This window comes from Prevotella jejuni (genome assembly GCF_900187995.1).
Classification (GTDB): Bacteria; Bacteroidota; Bacteroidia; order Bacteroidales; family Bacteroidaceae; genus Prevotella; species Prevotella jejuni.
Genome location: NZ_FZNZ01000029.1, coordinates 1 through 19,840, shown reverse-complemented (window position 1 = coordinate 19,840; position 19,840 = coordinate 1). Strand labels below are relative to the sequence as shown.

Below are 19,840 nucleotides of genomic sequence, written 5' to 3'. Positions count from 1 at the left end.
GTTTGGAAGTTTACGTTTTAGTATATACTTTTGCAGCAGGTCTGAAGGTATGACCTTGCACAAAGTTATACCTCAAAGCAAAATGAAAAAGTAAACACAATATGAAGCGACAAGGACAAGCACAGTCATTAAAGAATCTTACAAAGAGCAATGTGTGGGACATTCAGGAAAACGATGTCTTCCGCCTTTGGGCACAAGCAGAGCGCGACTCTGATCTAAGAGACAATGAGCGACACTACATTGACGTTATCAAGAGTGCCTTTACCATTGAAGAAGTGAAAGTAGACAAGCCCGAGGTCATCAAGAAATATGAGGAGCGTGGATGCCAAGTGGGCCAAGTCAGACTTGATGAAGGTACCACTGTGAAATGGGCTTTGAGGAAGAAACCAATCCAGAGGATTACTGACTTAACTTGGGAGAATATCCATCATATATCTGCTCAGAAGCTTATAGAGGTGCTTGAGCGTAATTTCGGTGGTGGCTGGGAAAGCCTTCCACAGAGTGTACAGGACATTATCTTAAGTGGATTTGACATAAGTACAACAACCCTTCCTACAGCTCGTTTGAAGAAACCAGGTGGCCTTTATGAAAAGAAGGTAGCTGATGGCTTTGAAGTACTTGAGATTTCTAAAGGTTCATGGACAGAGGCTATATTTGCTAAAGAAAAGCCTGTCACCATGGTAAAACCTGCAAGACTCTCATCATTAGAAGACTCTGATGATGACAACCTCTTAAAGGACTTGGACGAAGAAGACGACGAACTACCAGAAGAGGACAAGCGTCAAGATGACGACGATGACGAGGACTTCGATGATGACAAGCTCACCGAAGAGAGTTATCGTACTACCTTTGACACCAACCCAGAGGAGCTTGAGATGCAAGCTGACGAGGTTGGCGAGGATGCAGACTACTAAACAAGCATTGTAAAGATATAAGGTGATTAAGCATATCACCATAAGAAAAGACCCAATCATCTGAGGTGATTGGGTCTTTTCTTACTTTCTAACTTTCTCCTTGTTCTCGTTCTTTTTCTTAATTCGCTTTTTTGTCGCTTATTAAAAGCCACGAAAGCGAATCAAATCATTTAGTGCTTCTTAGCTTTCTGAGCCAAAGCTTGACGACGAGCGTTCTGAATCTCGAGGAAACGAGCATCTATTCTGCTGTCGAACTCTTGGTTCTTAATAATTAGCCTGTCCATAATGTATCGTTATCTTAAATACTTAATTGGATGCAAAGATACGTTTTCTAAGCTATCATAACAAATTTATACGCTTTTTTTTGAGCATGTTTTAGTTACTTTTTGACTATTGTCAATACTGTTGATTTATGTCAAATATACATCGAAATTACGTCTAACACTATGAAAAAGAACCGTTATGTCAAATAAGTTTCGTACCTTTGTATCGAATTATCAAAGTGAATTAAGTATTAACAGCAGGGCCAAAGGGGTCCCGCACAACGAAGAAAGGAAAGCATTATGTTAACATTTGGTATTGTTACTATCATTGCTGCCGTTATTGCAGAAGCACTGATTGTTTCAAAGAAAATCAATCTTGATTAGTAAAAATCAAGTAAACAAAAGACCAGAAAATCAATCGTTACACTGTTGATAACAGTCAATGGTAGACAAATAAGAAAGCGAAGCCGATACACCATATGATGTATCGGCTTTTTCTTTGGCTTTTATAATTCGTCTTCTAATTGTTAGTTTTCTTCTATAAAACAGTGTATTGCATAATGATGAACCATCAGCAGTATTAGTGAGGGACATCATCACATATCGAGTTAAACACCTATAAGACACGTGCTAAGCCTCAACAAAACATACGCAACCCCTTGTTCTCATCTGCGTTGGACGCTAACACAGGATGTGAAAACGCACAACACACACCTTATAGAGAAGATACAAGACGTTTACAAACGATCTATACTAAAGGATATTAAGGTCAGCAAGTGCCTTCTGAGCAATAACATCGAACTCATCCCCTAACTCACAAAAGCTTAAAACACAGTTATAAGCAGCATGTTTCAGCGGTAGATTATTCCCTTCCAACGTCGTATGAGCCTGATCAAGGAACTCATTAATACCACGCTCGTTAGGTTCCATGCCACGAGCAAACAATCGAGCAAGTAACTGATAACCACAGAGTTGATACATATCACGGTCTGAAGCTATCCATTTGTAGGCTAAGGCAGGAGCAAAGTCAAGGTGTTGCAACAGATTAAAAGCCAACATCTCAGCCATTTCCTGCGTGCGAAGGCGCTCCATCCAGACCTCAACAAGGTCTTCATCCATCTTCTCTGCAGGCATGATAAGCGTCGCAAGCACCTGACACTCACGTATCTCTTCTTTCCAAAGTTCAATGGCAAGTTCATAATCCTTGCCATACTCCGCTGCCATCTTTTGTAAGTCAGGGATTGGCACACCCCAGTTTATCTTGTAGGCGACCCACTTCTCACGCATAGAGTGCGACGCCACACCATTCATCATGAGCCGAAACGACTGCTTAATCTCTTTTAGTTTCTCGTGTATTTGTTCGTTCATTCTTACTTAATCTTTAGTTTTTAATCTTACTGATGTAGCCTTCTTTACTACAAGAAGTCAAGGCAGTAAGGCATACCGCTTACCCCACTAAGCTCAACATCAAGTAACAATCGGTCTCAGAAATACCATATTTCTTCAATGTATCCGTATCATTATGGAACTCATCCAGTAACTGCTCCGTATCATTCCCACTCTTTCTCATCCATTCACGGAACAGTTCAACAGCACGTTTCACATCCCCTTTGGCCCATTGACAATAACCCGCATTCAAGTAATCCTCATTGCCTGGCGTTGTTGAGAGCAATGACTCATATAATTGAGCAGCCTTATCAAGACTCTTATCCGACAACATTGCCCACGCAAGAATGCGTTTCACATTCAAATCATTAGGGTATTGATAATCCAATCGGAATAACTCTTCGCGCACTTCACTTGTCCGTCCTAACTTCAGTAAAGCTACACATCGATTCATTGTATAGTTCTTATTATTAGGTTCTAAGGCCAATAACAGTGCATAAACCTCCTCTGCTGTATGATAATCTTCGCTCTCAAGGGCCGCTCTTGCCTTCCCTTTCAATGCCCATTGATTATCAGGTTCTATCTTTAATGCCTTATCAAAGAACGGATAAGCATACTCGGCCTTACCCAGACTAATATTGGTATAACCCATCAAGATGGCATATCGTGGGTCATCACTTTGGAACGTAGTAAGGAGATCAGCAAGTTCTGTCATCTGCTGATGCTTGTATAAGTGCATAGCCAACCGCAGCTTAACCTCGTCAAGACCAGTCCCTATAAACGACTTATACGTAAAGAAGAATGTATCTCCTACGAAATCGCCCTTCCCACTGTCCTCAAATGGATTAATAAAGTTATTCGCTGTAGGATAAAGACGGAAGAAACGATACAAGTCTTGAAGGTAAGTACGACGAATACTGATGGCATCCTCCGTATCATCACTCTCAGCCAACGGACCCAACATAGCGTCAGAACCTATCGCTTCCTTTATATTAGAAGGTAGCTGATTGATGATTTGTTCTAAGGCAAAAGCAAGTGAATATCGGTCTGACTCACAGAAGTTACTCCTGTTCATAAGTGTCTCCAAGAACTTCGTATCGCCTAATTTCTGTATAACAGGGCGCAAAGCAGGGTGGTCAAGATAGAAAGGAGTAAACCAGTTCACCATATCATAAAAGAAAGGGAACTGCTTCATCTGTCTGAACCCACCGAAATAGATATCAGAACCCTGCTTCTGCATATCCATCATCTTACGTACCTTCTCCTCCAACTGTTCCATCCTCTTCTCGTCAGCATCTTGATGAAGAATACTCTCCAAGGCGTCTTCTTCCTTCTCCATAATGCCGAGTCGACCTATAGTCAGGTTAGAATTGCGCATGATATCAGGCATGATATCACGTTGAATCTTGTCATTATCCTTCTCAGCATCGCTGCTATAGAAAAATTGTATCTGTAAGGTCAATAACTCTTTGGCAACGGCTTGACTTGAGCAAAGCTCATGTATGATTGCATCCTGCTCTGGGAAGATATCCATACCCTCAAAGATAGAGAGCACCCAACCTACCAATGCACGCTGTTTCACGTGCTGGTCGAAAGCAGCTTGATACACCTTAACGAGCGTTTTGAACTTATTAATATCAAACTGGTTCATGGCACTAAGACTGATAGCACTAACAATAACCTGCTGATCTGCCGATACTACGGTTGGAGAAAGCAGTAAATCAGTATAGAAAGAACTATCGTTGTCCGTCCATTGACAGGATGTCCATAGAGCATTAAAAAGTCTATTGATAAACGAATGATGGCGCTCATAGAGTTCTTTACTCTTCTCCTCTCTCGTTTCTTCTGGCTGAAGTGAGAGCAAGGCAACGTCTGAAACAAATGCCTCTAACACTGTTCGCACGAAATCATGACTCGTATTAAGATGGTCGGCTACCCTAAACGAGTTAGCATAAGCACTGACATTCTTACATCGCCAACTAATTTCAAGGTCGGCGGTGACTCTATACAATCGTTGCAGTAATGTCTTGTAGAGTGACTCTCGATGGCTATCAGGGAATCCCTTTCCCATATAGTCCACCATTAACTGATAATCAGACTTAATGGAGTCGAACTCACCATGCCCTATTAGCGATGGTCGTTGGCTGTATAGCTGTTCCAATACATCAATGGCATTACTCAACCTCTTGTCCATTAAACAGCCTATCGCCTTACTAAGAATCTCCTCTACATTCACTGCCTTGTCTCCTTATTTGATTACGTTTCAGTTCTTATTAATAATCTTACCGCCATTCAGATAGTTGCGTGCCATGAGTAAATCGACTTTACGTGGTGGTCCTATCTTCGTATATTTAATATCGGGTAGTGAGCGCACAACAGCCTCATCCACCTTCATATACTTCTGTATCAAGGCAGAATAATACTTCACACCATTCTTATTAATCAGCTCAACCGCTTTATCATAAGCCGAGGCGAAAGCAGCTTCCTCCTCTTGTCGACGCACCTTATCCATCACTGCCACAACACCAAGGTGTACTCCTGCATCTTGCGAATTAAAGAGTGCATTATTATCGCCCGCTAAAGCCTTCGTTATTTGTGGTTCAGCAAACCAATAAGCATCAATCTCATGATTCTGCAACATGGCCAGTCTGACCAAAACATCATTTACCTGCACACGGAATACTTGGTATTTTGGTTTAGCTTTCTTTACCACCATATCCGTTAAAAGGTCTGTTCCTGAGTAGCGAGTCATAGCGACAATCTTATCACTAAGGTCGGATAGCTTCTTCAGCTTTGACTCTTTATCAGCAATGAGTTGCCAATTAAGATTTGTATCTGTCAGATAGTGCATTAGAACCTTACTCCTGTGCTTCAACCGTTCAGCACGAACAAGGTCGGTGAAAGCCGCCTGCACGGATCCTCCTATCATTGCTGTATCACAATCCATCTGTGCATTAAACCGGCAAAGTCTAATGTCTACCTTAGCTGTATCGTATAATAAGCTATCCTTCAAGAGGTAAGCTGGGAGACAATCCATCGTTGGCATCACAGCTATCTTATAAGCTTTTTGATAAGCTTCACGCTCTGCCTGCATCTTAGCCTGACGCTCTGCTTGCAGTTCCTTATCGCTCTTACCACAACTGACAACCGTAAGGGCGACTAATAGGAGAAGATAATTAATACATTTCATATAGCTGCAAAAGTAAGAATAAATTTTGTAACTAAGAAAAAACTTATTACTTTTGTCTTACTTATGGGAAAGGATAAGATAGCTTATGTCTGCAGTTCTTGTGGACAGGAAAGTGCAAAATGGATTGGTAAGTGTCCTAACTGCGGGCAGTGGAACACTTTCAAAGAGATTCGTATCGCCGCTGATACGGGGTCACAAGCTGCTCGTAACGCAGCTACAACACTCCGAAATGCTGCCTCTGGTGGCGCTACTTCGGCATTAACCAACAAGCCACAACGGCTACGTGACGTCTCATCTCACGATGATCCACGCATTGACATGCACGATAACGAGCTAAATCGTGTGTTAGGAGGTGGTTTGGTGCCTGGAAGTATAGTTCTATTAGGTGGAGAACCGGGTATTGGTAAGAGTACACTGACCCTACAGACAATCCTTCATCTGACGCAACGTGTACTCTATGTCAGTGGTGAGGAGAGTCCTCATCAGATAAAGATGCGTGCCGAAAGAATATCCAAAGACATTGCAGAAAATATCATCATCTTGTCTGAAACATCCTTAGAACACATCTTCGAACATATACGTGACGTCCAACCAGAGCTTGTCGTCGTGGATTCCATACAAACGATATCGACCGAGGATGTCGACAGTAGTCCTGGTAGTGTCACCCAAGTGCGTGAGTGTGCATCTGCTCTTTTGCGCTTCGCAAAGACAAGTGGGGTTCCAGTCATCCTCATTGGGCATATCAATAAGGAAGGTAGTATTGCCGGACCAAAGATTTTAGAGCATATTGTTGACACCGTTATCCAGTTTGAAGGAGACCAACATTACATGTACCGTATCCTTCGCAGTATCAAGAACCGCTTTGGTTCGACCTCTGAACTTGGTATTTATGAGATGGAACAGCAAGGGTTACGTGAGGTTAGTAATCCTTCCGAGCTATTACTCACCGAAGATCATGAAGGCTTATCGGGTGTGGCTATCTCAAGCACGATTGAAGGAGCGCGTCCTTTCCTTGTCGAAACGCAAGCGCTTGTGTCGTCGGCTGCTTACGGAACGCCGCAACGTTCGGCCACAGGCTTCGACCAACGTCGACTAAACATGCTTCTTGCTGTATTAGAGAAACGTGTCGGCTTTAAGCTTATGCAGAAGGATGTGTTCCTGAATATAGCTGGTGGACTGCGTGTGACAGACATGGCCATGGACCTAAGTGTTATTGCTGCTGTCCTCTCTTCAAATGTTGACACACCTATAGAGCAGGGCTGGTGTATGTGTGGTGAAGTAGGATTGAGTGGTGAGGTGCGCCCTATCAGTCGTATTGAACAGCGTATCGCTGAAGCTGAAAAGTTAGGTTTTAGTCATATCATCATCCCTAAGTATAACCTTTCAGGGCTTACAGGCAAGTATAAAATACAACTTCATCCTGTAAGAAAGGTTGAAGAAGCACTACGAGCATTGTTTGGGTAAAGCGATAAGAATGTCCATTGACAGTTCTCTGTGGAAGGAATAACACGCCCAACGAGTATGGACTCGGAAAGAACAGATAATTGTCTGCCGACGAAGGAAGCACTGGTTTCATGGAAAAATAAGAACTAACATGATAATGAAGGATTGCTATATCATGCGGAACATTGCTGGATTAGCTATAACAACATGATGTTCTAAATACGTTTCTGAACGCAAAGAGGAATCTCCTGGGCCTCAACTTCCTAGGTATTTACCAACGATACAACTCAAGTGGGGCATCAACACATGATGTGATAAGCACCTGTACAACAGAAGAATGTTTGTAAGAAAGAGAGTCAATAGCACTGTAATAAGAGAAGGGAACACTCCTATTGTAAATCTTTTTCCTGCCTCTTAGAACCAAGACATGCCCATCAAGGTTTAAGAAGACGCCCTTCTCCTTTCAAGAACATGCCTTTCTTGCGTGTAGAAAACGCCCTTCTTGGAGCTTATTAGGCGTCTTCTTCATCGCTGGTTATAACTCTCTGATTCCTTGTAGGTTATAGACTCCGTTTTCATACATGCTTTACTGTTTCATTCATAACCTTACAGATGAATTTTGTCATAGTTTTTCAAGATCACTGATAACACTCGAATAAAGGCAGAATGACCTAACAACAGAATAGACAATGACATAATGATTTCATAGAGAACGTGCCGTAAGAAAGCAAGAATAGGCTAATACACAAACGATGAAAGGTATAAAAAGACGAATGAAACGGACTGTCTACATTGAAAGCACACACTGACGTACCATCAAACAAGTGGTGGGTCGCTTAAGAGAAAGAAGATTAATAGGCCCCAAAGCAACCTCGACTAATACAATAAAGCGTAATTACAATATACTTGAAAAGTAAGACGAAATCATAAAATCTTACTTTCTTCTAACAGACACTTAGCCCTATCGGCTTAACACCAATAGAAACGAAGAAAGGCAGTAGGACAACGGTCTGTTACGTTGGCTACTGCCTTTAATATTTTCTTAATATACTATCTTGCTAAAACTTAGCCATCTTGATAGCATCAATCGCACATTCATCGCCCTTGTTTCCAAGCTTACCACCACTTCTATCCTTGGCCTGCTGCAGGTCGTCAGTGGTCAGAAGACCATAGATAACAGGGATATTCTGTGATGCGTTAAGGCGAGCAATGCCGTATGTCACACCTTGACAGATATAATCAAAGTGAGGTGTCTCACCACGAATGACGCTACCAAGTATGATAACTGCGTCAAATCCGTCGTTCTTAGTCATCATCTGTGCACCATAAACGAGCTCGAAACTACCTGGGACAGTCTTGATGTGGATATTCTCTGGGATTGCTCCATGCTTCTCAAGCGTCTTAACAGCACCGTCAAGTAAGGCACCTGTTATCTCAGGATTCCACTCCGCAACAACGATACCAAAGCACATGTTACTTGCATCTGGTACGCTCTGTGCATCATAGTCAGATAAATGATGAAGTTCTGTTGCCATGTCTAATTAGTTAGAAGCACGCTCAATGTACTTGTCAATATCCTGATAGATAGGAGAGTTGACGTAAGTCTTCTTGATATTCTTATAGATTTCAAGTGCCTCAGCCTTCTTACCTTCGCTCTCAAGAAGGACACCTGCCTTGCGTAAAGCCAAAGGAGCAATACTGAGGTTAACGTTATCAGCAGCCTCAGAATCAGCCATCTTAGCCGCTTTCTTGAAGCATTCTACAGCCTTATCGTTCTGATTGTTGTTAGCATAGATGTCGCCAAGAGCCATCTGAGAGGCTGGACTAATCATTTCGTCATCGCTGGTACTGAACTTCTCAGCGTTCTCCAATGCCTTTGCCCAGTTTGGTTTAGCCTGATGAGCATAGCAAAGAGCAACATAAAGGTTAGCGAGATTGCCTGCATCTGTCCCACTGTAGTCGCTTTGTATCTTCTGGAAACCAGCAAGAGCTTGGTCGTATTGCTGACCATTAAAGAGAGTCTGGCTCTTAGCCAACTCTGTGCTTGCCTCGTCCTCACGTGGTCCAGAGACAAAGTTCTTGTAAAGGAAGAAACCAGCTACGACCACAACGATAGCTATTACAGCAATAATAATAGGCTTCTTGTACTTCAAGAAGGCAACTTCTGATTGGATTAGGGCATCTTCATGTGTACCCTGTTCTTTGTTGTTTACCATTTTTATGTTATGATGTTTTTTATTTATTCTATTTTAGAAGGTGCTTATTATAGCGGGACAAAATTACTCAAAAAGTCGCACATATTGAAATTTATCAACGACTTTTTTCTTTTATTGAATAGAAATGAGTTAACTTTGCAGAGAATGGAAAGGAATAACATAGCGAATAAAGGTTTATCTATATTAACACAACAACCATAAGTCTTCACGCAGAAGACCCTATAATCCTCTTGTTCAGACAGACTACAAAAGGGCTAACAAGCTAAATTACTTAACATTCAAAGCAATAAGACAGGACAATGCAATTAGAGAAACTATCCATTATAAACTATAAGAATATACAGACGGCAACGTTAGATCTGTCGCCTAAGCTCAATTGTTTTATTGGTCACAATGGTGAGGGAAAGACAAATCTACTTGATGCTGTTTATTATCTCTCCTTTTGTAAGAGTGCTTTTAACCCTAAGGACTCTGAGGTGATGCGCCATGATGCAGACTACTTTGTACTGGAAGGTGACTATAGTACGGATGCTGGTGAGCACGAACAGGTGTATTGTGGTATGAAGCGTGGCTCAAAAAAGCATTTCAAACGAAATAAGAAAGAATATAAACGACTGTCACAACATATCGGACTCATCCCACTCATATTTGTTTCTCCTGCTGATGCAACACTCATCGAAGGGGGAAGTGAGGAGCGAAGGAGGTTGATGGATGTTGTTATCTCACAATATGACACCCCCTATATAGAATCGCTTAGCCGATACAACAAGGCGCTGCAACAACGTAATAGCCTACTCAAGCAAGAGGAAGAACCAGACCCTACCCTCTTAGAACTACTTGAGATGCAGATGGCGGAGCATGGTGAGGAGGTTTATAAGAAACGAGCTGCCTTCGTAGAGGAGCTTACTCCTGTATTTCAACATATCTATCAGACAATATGTAGTGAACGTGAACAGGTGTCGTTGGAGTATGTCTCACATTGTCAGCGTGGTAGTTTATTAGAGGTAATACAACGAGATCGGGCTAAGGACCGTATCATGGGTTACTCTCTCCATGGCACTCATAAGGATGACTTGATAATGAAACTTGGTGGTTATCCTATGAAAAAGGAAGGGAGCCAAGGCCAGAATAAAACCTACGTATTGGCATTAAAACTTGCACAATTCGATTTCCTACGACGCACGGCAGGGAATACAACACCATTACTGCTCCTTGATGATATCTTTGATAAGCTCGATAGTAGTCGTGTTGAACAGATTGTACGCCTTGTCTCAGGCGATGATTTCGGTCAGATATTCATAACAGATACAAACCGTGACCACTTAGATAAAATCCTACAAGGTAGTGGATTTAATTATAAACTATTCTCTGTTGAAGGAGGAGAAATCAACAAAAAGGAAGGATAGAAATATGTTTAGACGAAAAGTACAACCTTTAGACGACTTGCTCAACCAGTTCCTACGACAGGAAGGACTTGAGTCGCCCCTATTACAGAAACGCCTTATTGCAGCGTGGGATACGGTAGCTGGGCCGACTGTGGCACGTTATACCCAAGAGAAGTTTATCAAAAACCAAACCTTATTCGTAAAGATTATCAACCCTGCTTTACGTGCTAATCTATCTATGATGCAGTCCGACTTGACCAAGAAGCTTAATGCTACCGTAGGTTCAATGGTCATTTCCGAAGTGAGATTCTACTGAGTAGGACCTCTATCCATAAGCTAATAACAAGTTCATTTAGCCTTTGAAGCTACAGAACAGTAAGTCGACAAAAACTTACTTAGCCTTTGATATAATAGAAAAGTAAGCTGACAAATATCTTACTTACCCTTTGAATATACAGAATAGTAAACCGAAAGCAATCTTACTTACCCTTTAATATAACAGGAAAGCAATTCGACAAAAATCTTACTTACCCTTTGAATCTACAGAATAGTAAGCCGTTAGCTATCTTACTTATCCTTTGATATAACAGGAAAGCAAGTCGACAAAAAAATACTTAGCCTTTGGTATAACAGAAAAGTAAGTCGATAAAAAACTTACTTAGCTTTTGATATAATAGAAAAGTAAGTCAACAGCAATCTTACTTACCTTTTGAATCTACAGAATAGTAAGCCTGCAACTCCCTTATTTTGCCTTTGGAATAATAGAGCCGTTTATCATCACCCCAACACCTAACACCCATCACCTATCTTCCTAACACCCATCACCCACCCTTCCTTGTAATTGATACAAATCAAGAAACGCCAAATAAGGTACAAATTATGCGTAAATTATTTGGTGTGTGCGCAAACAATGCGTACCTTTGCATCGTCAAAAGACAAATAATAGATTGTTTAGGTTAGTAGTAATAGATTTAGGTTTTTAGTTATTTAGTTTTAAGGTAGAACAAAAGAGATTGTTCAGAGGATACAAATAGGTTTTTAGTTTAGGTAAATAGAAAGATTGATTAAGGGTAACACTGATGCAAGATGATTGGGGATTGCCGTGAGGCATGAACCAAAAGTCAAGCATAAAACAGAGATTTCATACAAGAAATAGAAAAGAGCATGGTAGGTTTCCTATCATGCTCTTTAGTTGTATTGTCAAAATAAAAGGGCAGTCACCTGCCCTCTACTTATACTATTAATTTTATACTTACCAACCTTAGATTCTCATACCTTTAAGAATTTCATTCATCTTCTGCTTTGTCTCAATACGTGTTGGAACCAAAGGAAGACGCAAGACATTCTCTATCATACCCATATCGTTTAAGAGAGCCTTACAACCTGCAGGATTGCCATCAACAAAGAGAAGCTTATAAAGTTCGGTGAATTGGTGATGTATTTTACGTGCTGGCTCATACTCGCCTCTGAACTCTAAGCGAATCATACGAGAGAACTCCTTTGGAAGCGCATTACCTATGACTGATATCACTCCTACTGCACCACTCGCAATCATTGGGAAGGTCAATGCATCGTCACCACTAATTACCTCAAAATGCTTTGGTTTATTCTTGATAATCTCATCAACCTGCTCCAGATTGCCTGAAGCCTCCTTTATAGCTACAATATTAGGGAACTCAGATGCAATACGAACAGTTGTTTCTGCTGTCATATTAACCCCTACTCGCCCTGGTACATTATACAAGACAATAGGAAGCGGACTAACGTTTGCGATAGCCTTAAAATGCTGATACAGACCTTCCTGACTTGGCTTATTATAATAAGGACAGATACTTAAGATACCATCAATACCGCTCCAGTCAGTCGTCTTAATCTCTTCTACGACAGCTGCAGTATTGTTCCCACCGCAATATTTAAGGATTGGAACACGCCCATTAACGACCCGCTTGATAACAGCAGTCAGTTCGTTCTTTTCTTCAAGCGTCAAGCAAGGAGCTTCACCCGTAGTAGCAAGAATACAGAAGAAATCGGCACCATTATCTAAATGATAATTAACCAGATTTTCAAGTGCCTCATAATCAATGCTGTAATCTTCCTTGAAAGGAGTTATCAAAGCTATACCTAAACCATGAAATATATTCTGCATAGTAAATATTGTCTTTTAAGCGTCCCACGATAAAGACTCCTCGGAGAGTTAATGCGCAGTCCTATTCATATTAAAACGCTGAAGGTGCGTCTATCAATATCGTTGCAAATATAGCAAATAATTATCAATAATCAAAGACTTTTACTCTTTATCTTATAAGCCTACACCAATCATTTATCGTGAACCTATCCAAAGGAATATCATACCAAGGAGAACAAAACACATGTCAATGGCTTTTGCCTTTAGATTTCTCTCTCTGAACAATACAGCTCCACACACGAATGAGACGAGTACAGAACCTCGACGAACCATCGACACTATAGATATCATTGCTCTTGGCAGTGATAGTGCATAGAAATAGGCGAAGTCTGCCATTGACAAGAAGATAGAAATAAGCAGAATAGACCATCTCCAAGAGAAATGTACACGCTGCGCTCTCTTCTTACGATTATTAATAAGGTAAATCAACAGCACCAGTCCCATCATTACACACTGATAGATATTATACCAGCTTTGCGCCATCATACGATCAAGTCCGACGCCTCCTTCCTCAGGACTGGCCATAAGGTATTTGTCTAACAATCCACTACATGTACCCATCAATGCCGCTAAGACAAGAAAGAATATCCATTTGTTATGCTTAAAATCAATGCCTTCCTTCTTACCACTTCTTGCCAATAAGAAGAGTGAGACGATAGCAAGACAGACACCTACCCACTGCCATCCATTCAGCCGTTCACCAAAGACAAGCATCGCACCAACAAGTGTCATCACTGGGCGAGTGGCATTGATAGGACCGACTATCGTCAAAGGTAATTGAGCAATAGCAAAGTAACCAAAGACCCAAGAAAGGAGTACTATCACGCTCTTCAGTATTATCCATCGGTGCATCTCCCAACCACCAGCGCCAACATGAAGGATACTCGAATCGAGAATGTGGGTATATTGAGATAATAATATCAATGGTAAGAAAATCGCCGAACAAAAGAGTGTGTTGAGGAATAGTACGGGTATGACATCATTTCCACGAAGAGAATACTTCTTCGACGTGTCATATAACCCCAACAAAGTAGCAGATACAAACGCTAAGAGAATCCACATAAATATAATACTAATACTTTATATCCCAAAGGAAGAGGGCATTACCTGGCATACTTTCGCCTGCATCGTTTCTTGTTCCCTCATCAACAATCTTCTTGAAATCGTCTAATGACAAACGACCTCTTCCTACATCAACCAACGTACCCACCACTGCACGCACCATATTACGTAAGAATCGGTTAGCTGTTATTACAAAACACCAATTTGTAACATTATCACCTGTTGTCAATGCAAACTCGTTATTAACAGGATACCACCGTGCTTCTGTCAGCCGACAAATTGTTGTCTTTACGTCAGCCCCTGCTTTACAGAAACACTTAAAGTCTTTCTCGCCTATCAGATAGGCTGCAGCTTCGTTCATCTTATCAAAGTTTAAAGGATAACGCAGCTCACAAGAATACTGACGCGAGAATGGTTGTTTCCCTGTATGGACATAGTAATGATAGGTACGTGACGTCGCAGAGAAACGAGCATGAAGGTCTTCATCGGCAGCTTCTATCTTACTTACGGATATATCACGTGGCAAGAGTCGATTCACTTTATAGACAAGCTGTCCACAGTCAAAAGCCTGCTCTGTGTCAAAGTGGGCGACCATCATTCTTCCATGTACGCCTGCGTCTGTACGACCTGCCCCTGTTATAGATATCACATTTCGAAGTATTGTAGACAAAGCTTTCTCCAATACTTCTTGTACTGACACTCCATTGGGTTGTATTTGCCAGCCATGATAGGCTGTACCATCGTAGGAAAGGGTGATAAAATATCGTTGCATAACTATTTGCAAAGATACAAATAATTACTTAAACTCAATCTTTCCTGCCAAGAAACTCCACATAATCCATATTGCCATTAGCATGAAATAATAGATAAAAAGCTGTAAGATGGTTATATGGATATTCTCAATACTGGTGTAAGGGAGGCTTGCAAGCCAATGAAGAGAGGTATTCATATACTCTGTTATAATACTAATAAACTTGCTTACATAATATGCGATAAATGGCAAAGGGGTAAGTATTAACAGACAGAATGTTGCAGGGATGATAACCATCGTACATGGAACTGCAACAAGACTACTAATTGCGAAAACTGTAGACACTCTTCCAAAATAATATGCAATTAAAGGAGCTGTACCTAATTGGGCTGCGCATGACACAGCAATCATCCCCCACACCCACCTGACAGGTGACAGTAGCTTTCCTTTCCCTAAAGGGATTAGCTCGTATATAAGTGGATAAAACAGTAGAATGGACCATACAGAAATAAATGACAACTGAAAACTTATATCGAAAAGTTGATAAGGATTGATGATAAGCAATATGATTGCGGTCAATGCCAAGGTGTTAACTGACAAACGTGCTCTATTCAATAGCGTTACAAAAGAGTATATCGTTAACATGACAGCAGAACGAATTACGGACGAAGACATCCCAACTAATATAACATAACCCCAAAGGATTAATAGGATAAGAATTTCACATACCGCCCTCCTAAATAATCGAGGAAACAATCGTTCACACTTACCCAGTAAGAAAACCAGCAATCCGTATAGTATTGTCAGATGTAAACCAGACAATGCCAGGACGTGGCTTGCACCTGTTAATGAATAATCCTCTTTAACATCCTTATCTATCAACGATTTATCTCCAAGCGTCATTGCTGATACAATAGCTAAATGAGTGCGATCGAAATTGCGCTCTAAAAGTCTCATAAGTCTTAGTCTGTAGATTCCAGCAGCTAAAGATGTACGCTGAAGAAAACTCATTTGACGAAGACTAACTTTCGCTCTCTGCCATTGATTATACAATATAAACGTTTCTGCTAAATATCCATGTCGTTTTAACCATCGGGCATAATCAAACGTTGCATCTGAGAAATTCATTGGTTTTTCAAGGTAAGCTGTAGCCTCTATCCCATCTCCTATCTGTAATGTTCTATAGCGATTAGTTATCGTGTCACGAAGGATAGAGGCTCTAACCATGATAGGTCTATCTTTTGTCATAGCCATTAAGTCTACTTGCACCACCTTCCCATGAACAATGGGATTACTCAATAGAACCGCCTTAAAGGTTATCGGCGTATCAGGTAACCGTATCTCTGATGATTGCCGCTTCATAGAAACAAGTGTTCCACCTATTAGAAAGACAGTTGAAAGCAATAGCAGGCTTTGAATATATTTCATCTTCCATGTGAAATAAGTAATGATAATCATACAAACCATCATTACCCACCACACTACAGGTGTAATATATTCTTCTAACGTATCTCCAACAGCAATCCCCAAGGCCAAAGGCATGAGTAATTTTACCGAAGGATACATCAATAGATCTATTTTCTTCTTCACAGCATTAAGCCTTTCATGTATTACCTGCAAATGTATGAAAAAGTTCTGATAAACACCAACATTACACGTCCTTATCTTGCAAGATTTACAAAATATCAGTACCTTTGCCACATGATATTCTACTTTTCTGGTACAGGTAACAGCAAATGGGCTGCAAAGACATTAGCATCAGAAACTGATGATAAACTTGTTTCAATCCCAGAGGTAATCAACAAAGATTGCTCTTTTACTTTGGAAAAAGGTGAACAAGTAGGTTTCATCTTTCCTATACATGGTTGGAGAGTTCCAAGTATAGTAAAAGAATTTATAACTAAATTAACAATAAAGACTGAAGCAGGAGATACTCCGCTCGTTAAACATTATTGTTTTTGCTTGGTTACAGCTGGGGATTCTATCGGCAAAGCTATGGAACGCTTTCTGCAACAACTAAAGAGTACAACTGTGGGTGACTCACTTTCACTGGAAGCTGTGTGTTCTTTGATTATGCCAGAGTCATACGTTGGCTTACCGGGTATGGATGTTGATAAGAAAGAGAAGGAATTAGAAAAGAAGGAACTTGCATCAAAGCAGTTAAAAGAGTTCTCTAAGATAATCAAACAACGTTACCCTTTGGGAAATAAACAGATATGGGGTTGGGAACAACTAAAGCGAGGTCCTATTCCATCCTTCTTCTCCGGACCTGTAGGAGGGTTCTTTGAACGTTTCCTCATCACAGACAAACCCTTTCATGTAGACAGTCGTCGATGTGTAAAGTGTGGTATCTGTGCTAATGTCTGTCCTGTTAGTGACATCAAAGGGGGCTTAGGTTATGAACCTGAATGGCTACATAATGGGAAATGCTTGACTTGCTTCTCATGTTATCATCATTGTCCACACCATGCTATTGACTTTGGTAAACGTACACAGAAGAAGGGACAATATTTCTATAATAAGCTAAGTAAATAGAGTTAAACAAAGATATGATTAGAACATTCAAACATCTGACTATTTTCGTATGTCTTATGCTTTGTTCCCTTACCACTTGGGCAGCAAAAGCAGTTTCAATCCCTGTACAAGTAAGACAGGCTGATGGTTCTGTTATTACAGTCATCTTGCGTGGTGACGAACATATCAACTGGTACACAACCCTTGATGGTGTACTACTTGTACAAGGTGCAGACAATAACTACTATATCGGTAAAGTAGAGAAGAGTGGCAACCTTATTGCTACAAAACAACTTGCACATGAAGCATTGACTCGCTCACAAGCTGAGCGTAACTTGATTGCTAAACAAGATAAGGAGAAGTTCTTTGCTTACGTTAATAAGATTGCAGAAGAATCTGAAAACGCTTACGACAACTCTCCTCTTACACGAGGTCCAATCGTAGATTCTGGCTACGGTGGTGTTCCTTATTTCCCTCACACAGGTAGTCCAAAGGCCCTTGTTATCCTTGCAGAGTTCCAAGACGTACCATTTACTATCCAGGATACAAAGAAAATATTCACAAACTATTTGACGAATGAAGGCCATTTCTCAGATACTCGTTATGGTCAGAATCTAAACAACAAGGGTGTTCGTGGCTATTTCAAGGATTGTAGTTATGGACAGTTTACACCTGTCTTTGATGTTATAGGACCTGTCAAATTACCTAAGCCACAGGCCGTATATGGCGAAGGGATACATGATAGAATGGACTTATTGCTTCCTGATGTATGTGAAGCTGTTGATGATTCAGTCAACTTTGCGGATTATGATGCAAACAATGACGGAATGGTTGATTTGGTTTATGTTATTTATGCAGGTTATTCTGCCAATTATAGTGGAAATAAAGAGACTGATATATGGCCAAAATCTAGTATTGTTAATATCTCCAATACGTATGATGGAAAAAGCATTCATCGCTATGGTGTGAGCAATGAACTTGCTGGTGATGAAAACAAGACAAAAGGCAAGGAGAAGATTAATGGTATAGGCTTATTCTGTCATGAGTTTTCTCATACACTCGGACTCCCTGATATTTATGCATACAGAACTCCTGCAGAAAACCAAGATAACCAAGGTATGGAATTTTGGGACATCATGGATGGTGGAACAGAAGTACGTAATGGACGTGTACCAGCATCTTATCTTGCATGGGAACGTGAAGTTATGGGTTGGATGAAAATTGATGAACTTAAAAATGATAGCTCAATCGAGAAACTAAAAAGCATCGACAATGGTGGAAAGGCATACAAGATTGTAAATCCTAATAACTCTAATGAGTATATCGTATTGCAAAGTATACAGAAAGGACCATGGTATCAAGGTTGGACAAAGGATAATTATGCCAAGGGCTTACTCGCCTATCGCGTATCATATCCGTTTAACAAAGTAAATGTCTTCGATTTCCCTAATAATGTAAAGGGTAAACCACGAGTCATCCCTATCCCTGCAGACGGTAAAATATTAGCTGCTAAGAATGCTACCTCATATTTAGAATATGTTAATCAACATAATGGCGACCTTTACCCTTACAATAGAATAGATTATATAAGTGGCTTTAAGATGTTTGATGGTTCAATATTAGAGAAATCTATCGTGAGTATTAAAGAGAATGATGGAGGTGATTCAAACAATAACTATGTAAACTTTGAGTTTAAAAATGGCCTTGTTCCTACTGGCATTCAGCCACTTTCAATCTTCGAAAGAAGCACTTCTGACAACCGCATCTATACCCTTGACGGCAGATATGTAGGTACTGACGCCTCTATCCTACCGCATGGCATCTACATTCAGAACAACAAGAAGTTTGTAAAATAATACTAACTTCAGAACATACATAAAGCTGCCTCTTTATGGGAACGAACCACTCAGAGGTGGCTTTCTTTATCTTTCAAAATAGCATAGGCACTTATCAGTTGATAGATAGGAAGCAAACAAAGTATCAAGAGATACTGTTTCAAAGTTACTCTCCTCTATTACATCCAAAATCTATCACGCCTTCTTTCGAGCAATGCAGACATAAAGTCTACTAAAATTAGAGATGGATTATCACACTAAAATACAAGAATAAGTTTTATTTTAGTTTGCTGTCACTTTTAACATTTCGTGTATCCACACTGTTAATCAATAAGTTAAGCAACGGAGACAGATGACAGAAATGACAGGAAAATTGGTTTTCAAAAAATCACCTTACCGTATGTACACCAAAAGAGGTACAAAGATTACTCATGTGAAGTAGCTTTTATTCGGTTCTTCCGTTAAATGTGTAGATTGTTAATAGAATGAGATTAATCCACATACATGGTAAGCTTACCTCCAATAAGATTATTTTATAAGGGAGGGGGGTAAACTATATGATAAATATAATTAGGTGTGATGTCTATCTGTCGTCTACAAACAATTTATTCCTATTAGCCTAATTAGGCTATTTAGTCCAATTGGGCTAATTAGGCTAATAACTTATTATTCTGTTATAATTTTTCACATCATAAT

Annotated in this window: 15 protein-coding genes; 6 read left to right on the top strand and 9 right to left on the bottom strand. The window is 40.3% G+C overall.

What is annotated here, in order from left to right; genetic code table 11:
• The first annotated feature begins 101 nt into the window (after positions 1 to 101).
• The gene (locus tag CHB62_RS10890) at positions 102 to 914 is read left to right on the top strand and encodes a hypothetical protein (RefSeq protein WP_089366870.1); all 813 of its coding nucleotides are present in this window, start codon (positions 102 to 104) and stop codon (positions 912 to 914) included.
• A gap of 1,016 nt (positions 915 to 1,930) precedes the next feature.
• Here CHB62_RS10890 and CHB62_RS10880 read toward each other — a convergent pair.
• The 3 genes from CHB62_RS10880 to CHB62_RS10870 form a co-directional block, all read right to left on the bottom strand.
• On the bottom strand, positions 1,931 to 2,545 hold the full coding sequence (locus tag CHB62_RS10880; protein WP_089366869.1) for a DNA alkylation repair protein: 615 nt from the start codon (positions 2,543 to 2,545) through the stop codon (positions 1,931 to 1,933).
• A 79-nt stretch (positions 2,546 to 2,624) separates the two neighbouring features.
• Complete coding sequence (locus CHB62_RS10875; protein ID WP_176414866.1) at positions 2,625 to 4,799, bottom strand: tetratricopeptide repeat protein; 2,175 nt, start codon at positions 4,797 to 4,799, stop codon at positions 2,625 to 2,627.
• A 27-nt stretch (positions 4,800 to 4,826) separates the two neighbouring features.
• Positions 4,827 to 5,753 (bottom strand): ABC transporter substrate-binding protein, encoded by a 927-nt coding sequence (locus CHB62_RS10870; protein WP_089366867.1) that lies wholly within the window; start codon positions 5,751 to 5,753, stop codon positions 4,827 to 4,829.
• A gap of 63 nt (positions 5,754 to 5,816) precedes the next feature.
• On the opposite strand from CHB62_RS10870, the gene radA reads away from it, so the two are divergent.
• Positions 5,817 to 7,217 (top strand): DNA repair protein RadA, encoded by a 1,401-nt coding sequence (radA, locus tag CHB62_RS10865; RefSeq protein WP_089366866.1) that lies wholly within the window; start codon positions 5,817 to 5,819, stop codon positions 7,215 to 7,217.
• A gap of 1,037 nt (positions 7,218 to 8,254) precedes the next feature.
• Here radA and ribH read toward each other — a convergent pair.
• Complete coding sequence (ribH, locus tag CHB62_RS10860) at positions 8,255 to 8,731, bottom strand: 6,7-dimethyl-8-ribityllumazine synthase (RefSeq protein WP_009010537.1); 477 nt, start codon at positions 8,729 to 8,731, stop codon at positions 8,255 to 8,257.
• A gap of 6 nt (positions 8,732 to 8,737) precedes the next feature.
• Entirely contained in the window at positions 8,738 to 9,412 is a 675-nt protein-coding gene (locus CHB62_RS10855) for a tetratricopeptide repeat protein (RefSeq protein ID WP_089366865.1), read from the bottom strand.
• Between the two features lie 299 nt (positions 9,413 to 9,711).
• Between CHB62_RS10855 and recF the strand changes: the two genes are divergently transcribed.
• Positions 9,712 to 10,818 (top strand): DNA replication/repair protein RecF, encoded by a 1,107-nt coding sequence (gene recF / locus CHB62_RS10850; protein ID WP_089366864.1) that lies wholly within the window; start codon positions 9,712 to 9,714, stop codon positions 10,816 to 10,818.
• A gap of 4 nt (positions 10,819 to 10,822) precedes the next feature.
• Positions 10,823 to 11,113 (top strand): DciA family protein, encoded by a 291-nt coding sequence (locus CHB62_RS10845; protein ID WP_089366863.1) that lies wholly within the window; start codon positions 10,823 to 10,825, stop codon positions 11,111 to 11,113.
• A 945-nt stretch (positions 11,114 to 12,058) separates the two neighbouring features.
• Here CHB62_RS10845 and dapA read toward each other — a convergent pair.
• The 4 genes from dapA to CHB62_RS10825 form a co-directional block, all read right to left on the bottom strand.
• Positions 12,059 to 12,943, bottom strand: coding sequence for a 4-hydroxy-tetrahydrodipicolinate synthase (gene dapA, locus CHB62_RS10840; protein WP_089366862.1), 885 nt, complete (start codon positions 12,941 to 12,943; stop codon positions 12,059 to 12,061).
• Positions 12,944 to 13,117: 174 nt separating this feature from the next.
• Entirely contained in the window at positions 13,118 to 14,044 is a 927-nt protein-coding gene (locus CHB62_RS10835; protein ID WP_089366861.1) for a DMT family transporter, read from the bottom strand.
• 10 nt (positions 14,045 to 14,054) lie between these two features.
• The gene (truA, locus tag CHB62_RS10830) at positions 14,055 to 14,816 is read right to left on the bottom strand and encodes a tRNA pseudouridine(38-40) synthase TruA (RefSeq protein WP_089366860.1); all 762 of its coding nucleotides are present in this window, start codon (positions 14,814 to 14,816) and stop codon (positions 14,055 to 14,057) included.
• Between the two features lie 24 nt (positions 14,817 to 14,840).
• Positions 14,841 to 16,385, bottom strand: a complete 1,545-nt coding sequence (locus tag CHB62_RS10825; protein WP_089366883.1) for a ComEC/Rec2 family competence protein — start codon at positions 16,383 to 16,385, stop codon at positions 14,841 to 14,843.
• 111 nt (positions 16,386 to 16,496) lie between these two features.
• Here CHB62_RS10825 and CHB62_RS10820 point away from each other — a divergent pair, with 111 nt between their 5' ends.
• Complete coding sequence (locus CHB62_RS10820) at positions 16,497 to 17,330, top strand: EFR1 family ferrodoxin (RefSeq protein WP_089366859.1); 834 nt, start codon at positions 16,497 to 16,499, stop codon at positions 17,328 to 17,330.
• 14 nt (positions 17,331 to 17,344) lie between these two features.
• Positions 17,345 to 19,165: a M6 family metalloprotease domain-containing protein gene (locus CHB62_RS10815; RefSeq protein ID WP_089366858.1), complete on the top strand. Its 1,821-nt coding sequence runs from the start codon at positions 17,345 to 17,347 to the stop codon at positions 19,163 to 19,165.
• The last annotated feature ends 675 nt before the right edge of the window (positions 19,166 to 19,840 follow it).

Coding starts and splice junctions, on each gene's coding strand:
- CHB62_RS10890 (WP_089366870.1), top strand. CDS start 102: ATGAAGCGACAAGGACAAGCACAGTCATTAAAGAATCTTACAAAGAGC.
- CHB62_RS10880 (WP_089366869.1), bottom strand. CDS start 2,545: ATGAACGAACAAATACACGAGAAACTAAAAGAGATTAAGCAGTCGTTT.
- CHB62_RS10870 (WP_089366867.1), bottom strand. CDS start 5,753: ATGAAATGTATTAATTATCTTCTCCTATTAGTCGCCCTTACGGTTGTC.
- radA (WP_089366866.1), top strand. CDS start 5,817: ATGGGAAAGGATAAGATAGCTTATGTCTGCAGTTCTTGTGGACAGGAA.
- ribH (WP_009010537.1), bottom strand. CDS start 8,731: ATGGCAACAGAACTTCATCATTTATCTGACTATGATGCACAGAGCGTA.
- CHB62_RS10855 (WP_089366865.1), bottom strand. CDS start 9,412: ATGGTAAACAACAAAGAACAGGGTACACATGAAGATGCCCTAATCCAA.
- recF (WP_089366864.1), top strand. CDS start 9,712: ATGCAATTAGAGAAACTATCCATTATAAACTATAAGAATATACAGACG.
- CHB62_RS10845 (WP_089366863.1), top strand. CDS start 10,823: ATGTTTAGACGAAAAGTACAACCTTTAGACGACTTGCTCAACCAGTTC.
- dapA (WP_089366862.1), bottom strand. CDS start 12,943: ATGCAGAATATATTTCATGGTTTAGGTATAGCTTTGATAACTCCTTTC.
- CHB62_RS10835 (WP_089366861.1), bottom strand. CDS start 14,044: ATGTGGATTCTCTTAGCGTTTGTATCTGCTACTTTGTTGGGGTTATAT.
- truA (WP_089366860.1), bottom strand. CDS start 14,816: ATGCAACGATATTTTATCACCCTTTCCTACGATGGTACAGCCTATCAT.
- CHB62_RS10820 (WP_089366859.1), top strand. CDS start 16,497: ATGATATTCTACTTTTCTGGTACAGGTAACAGCAAATGGGCTGCAAAG.
- CHB62_RS10815 (WP_089366858.1), top strand. CDS start 17,345: ATGATTAGAACATTCAAACATCTGACTATTTTCGTATGTCTTATGCTT.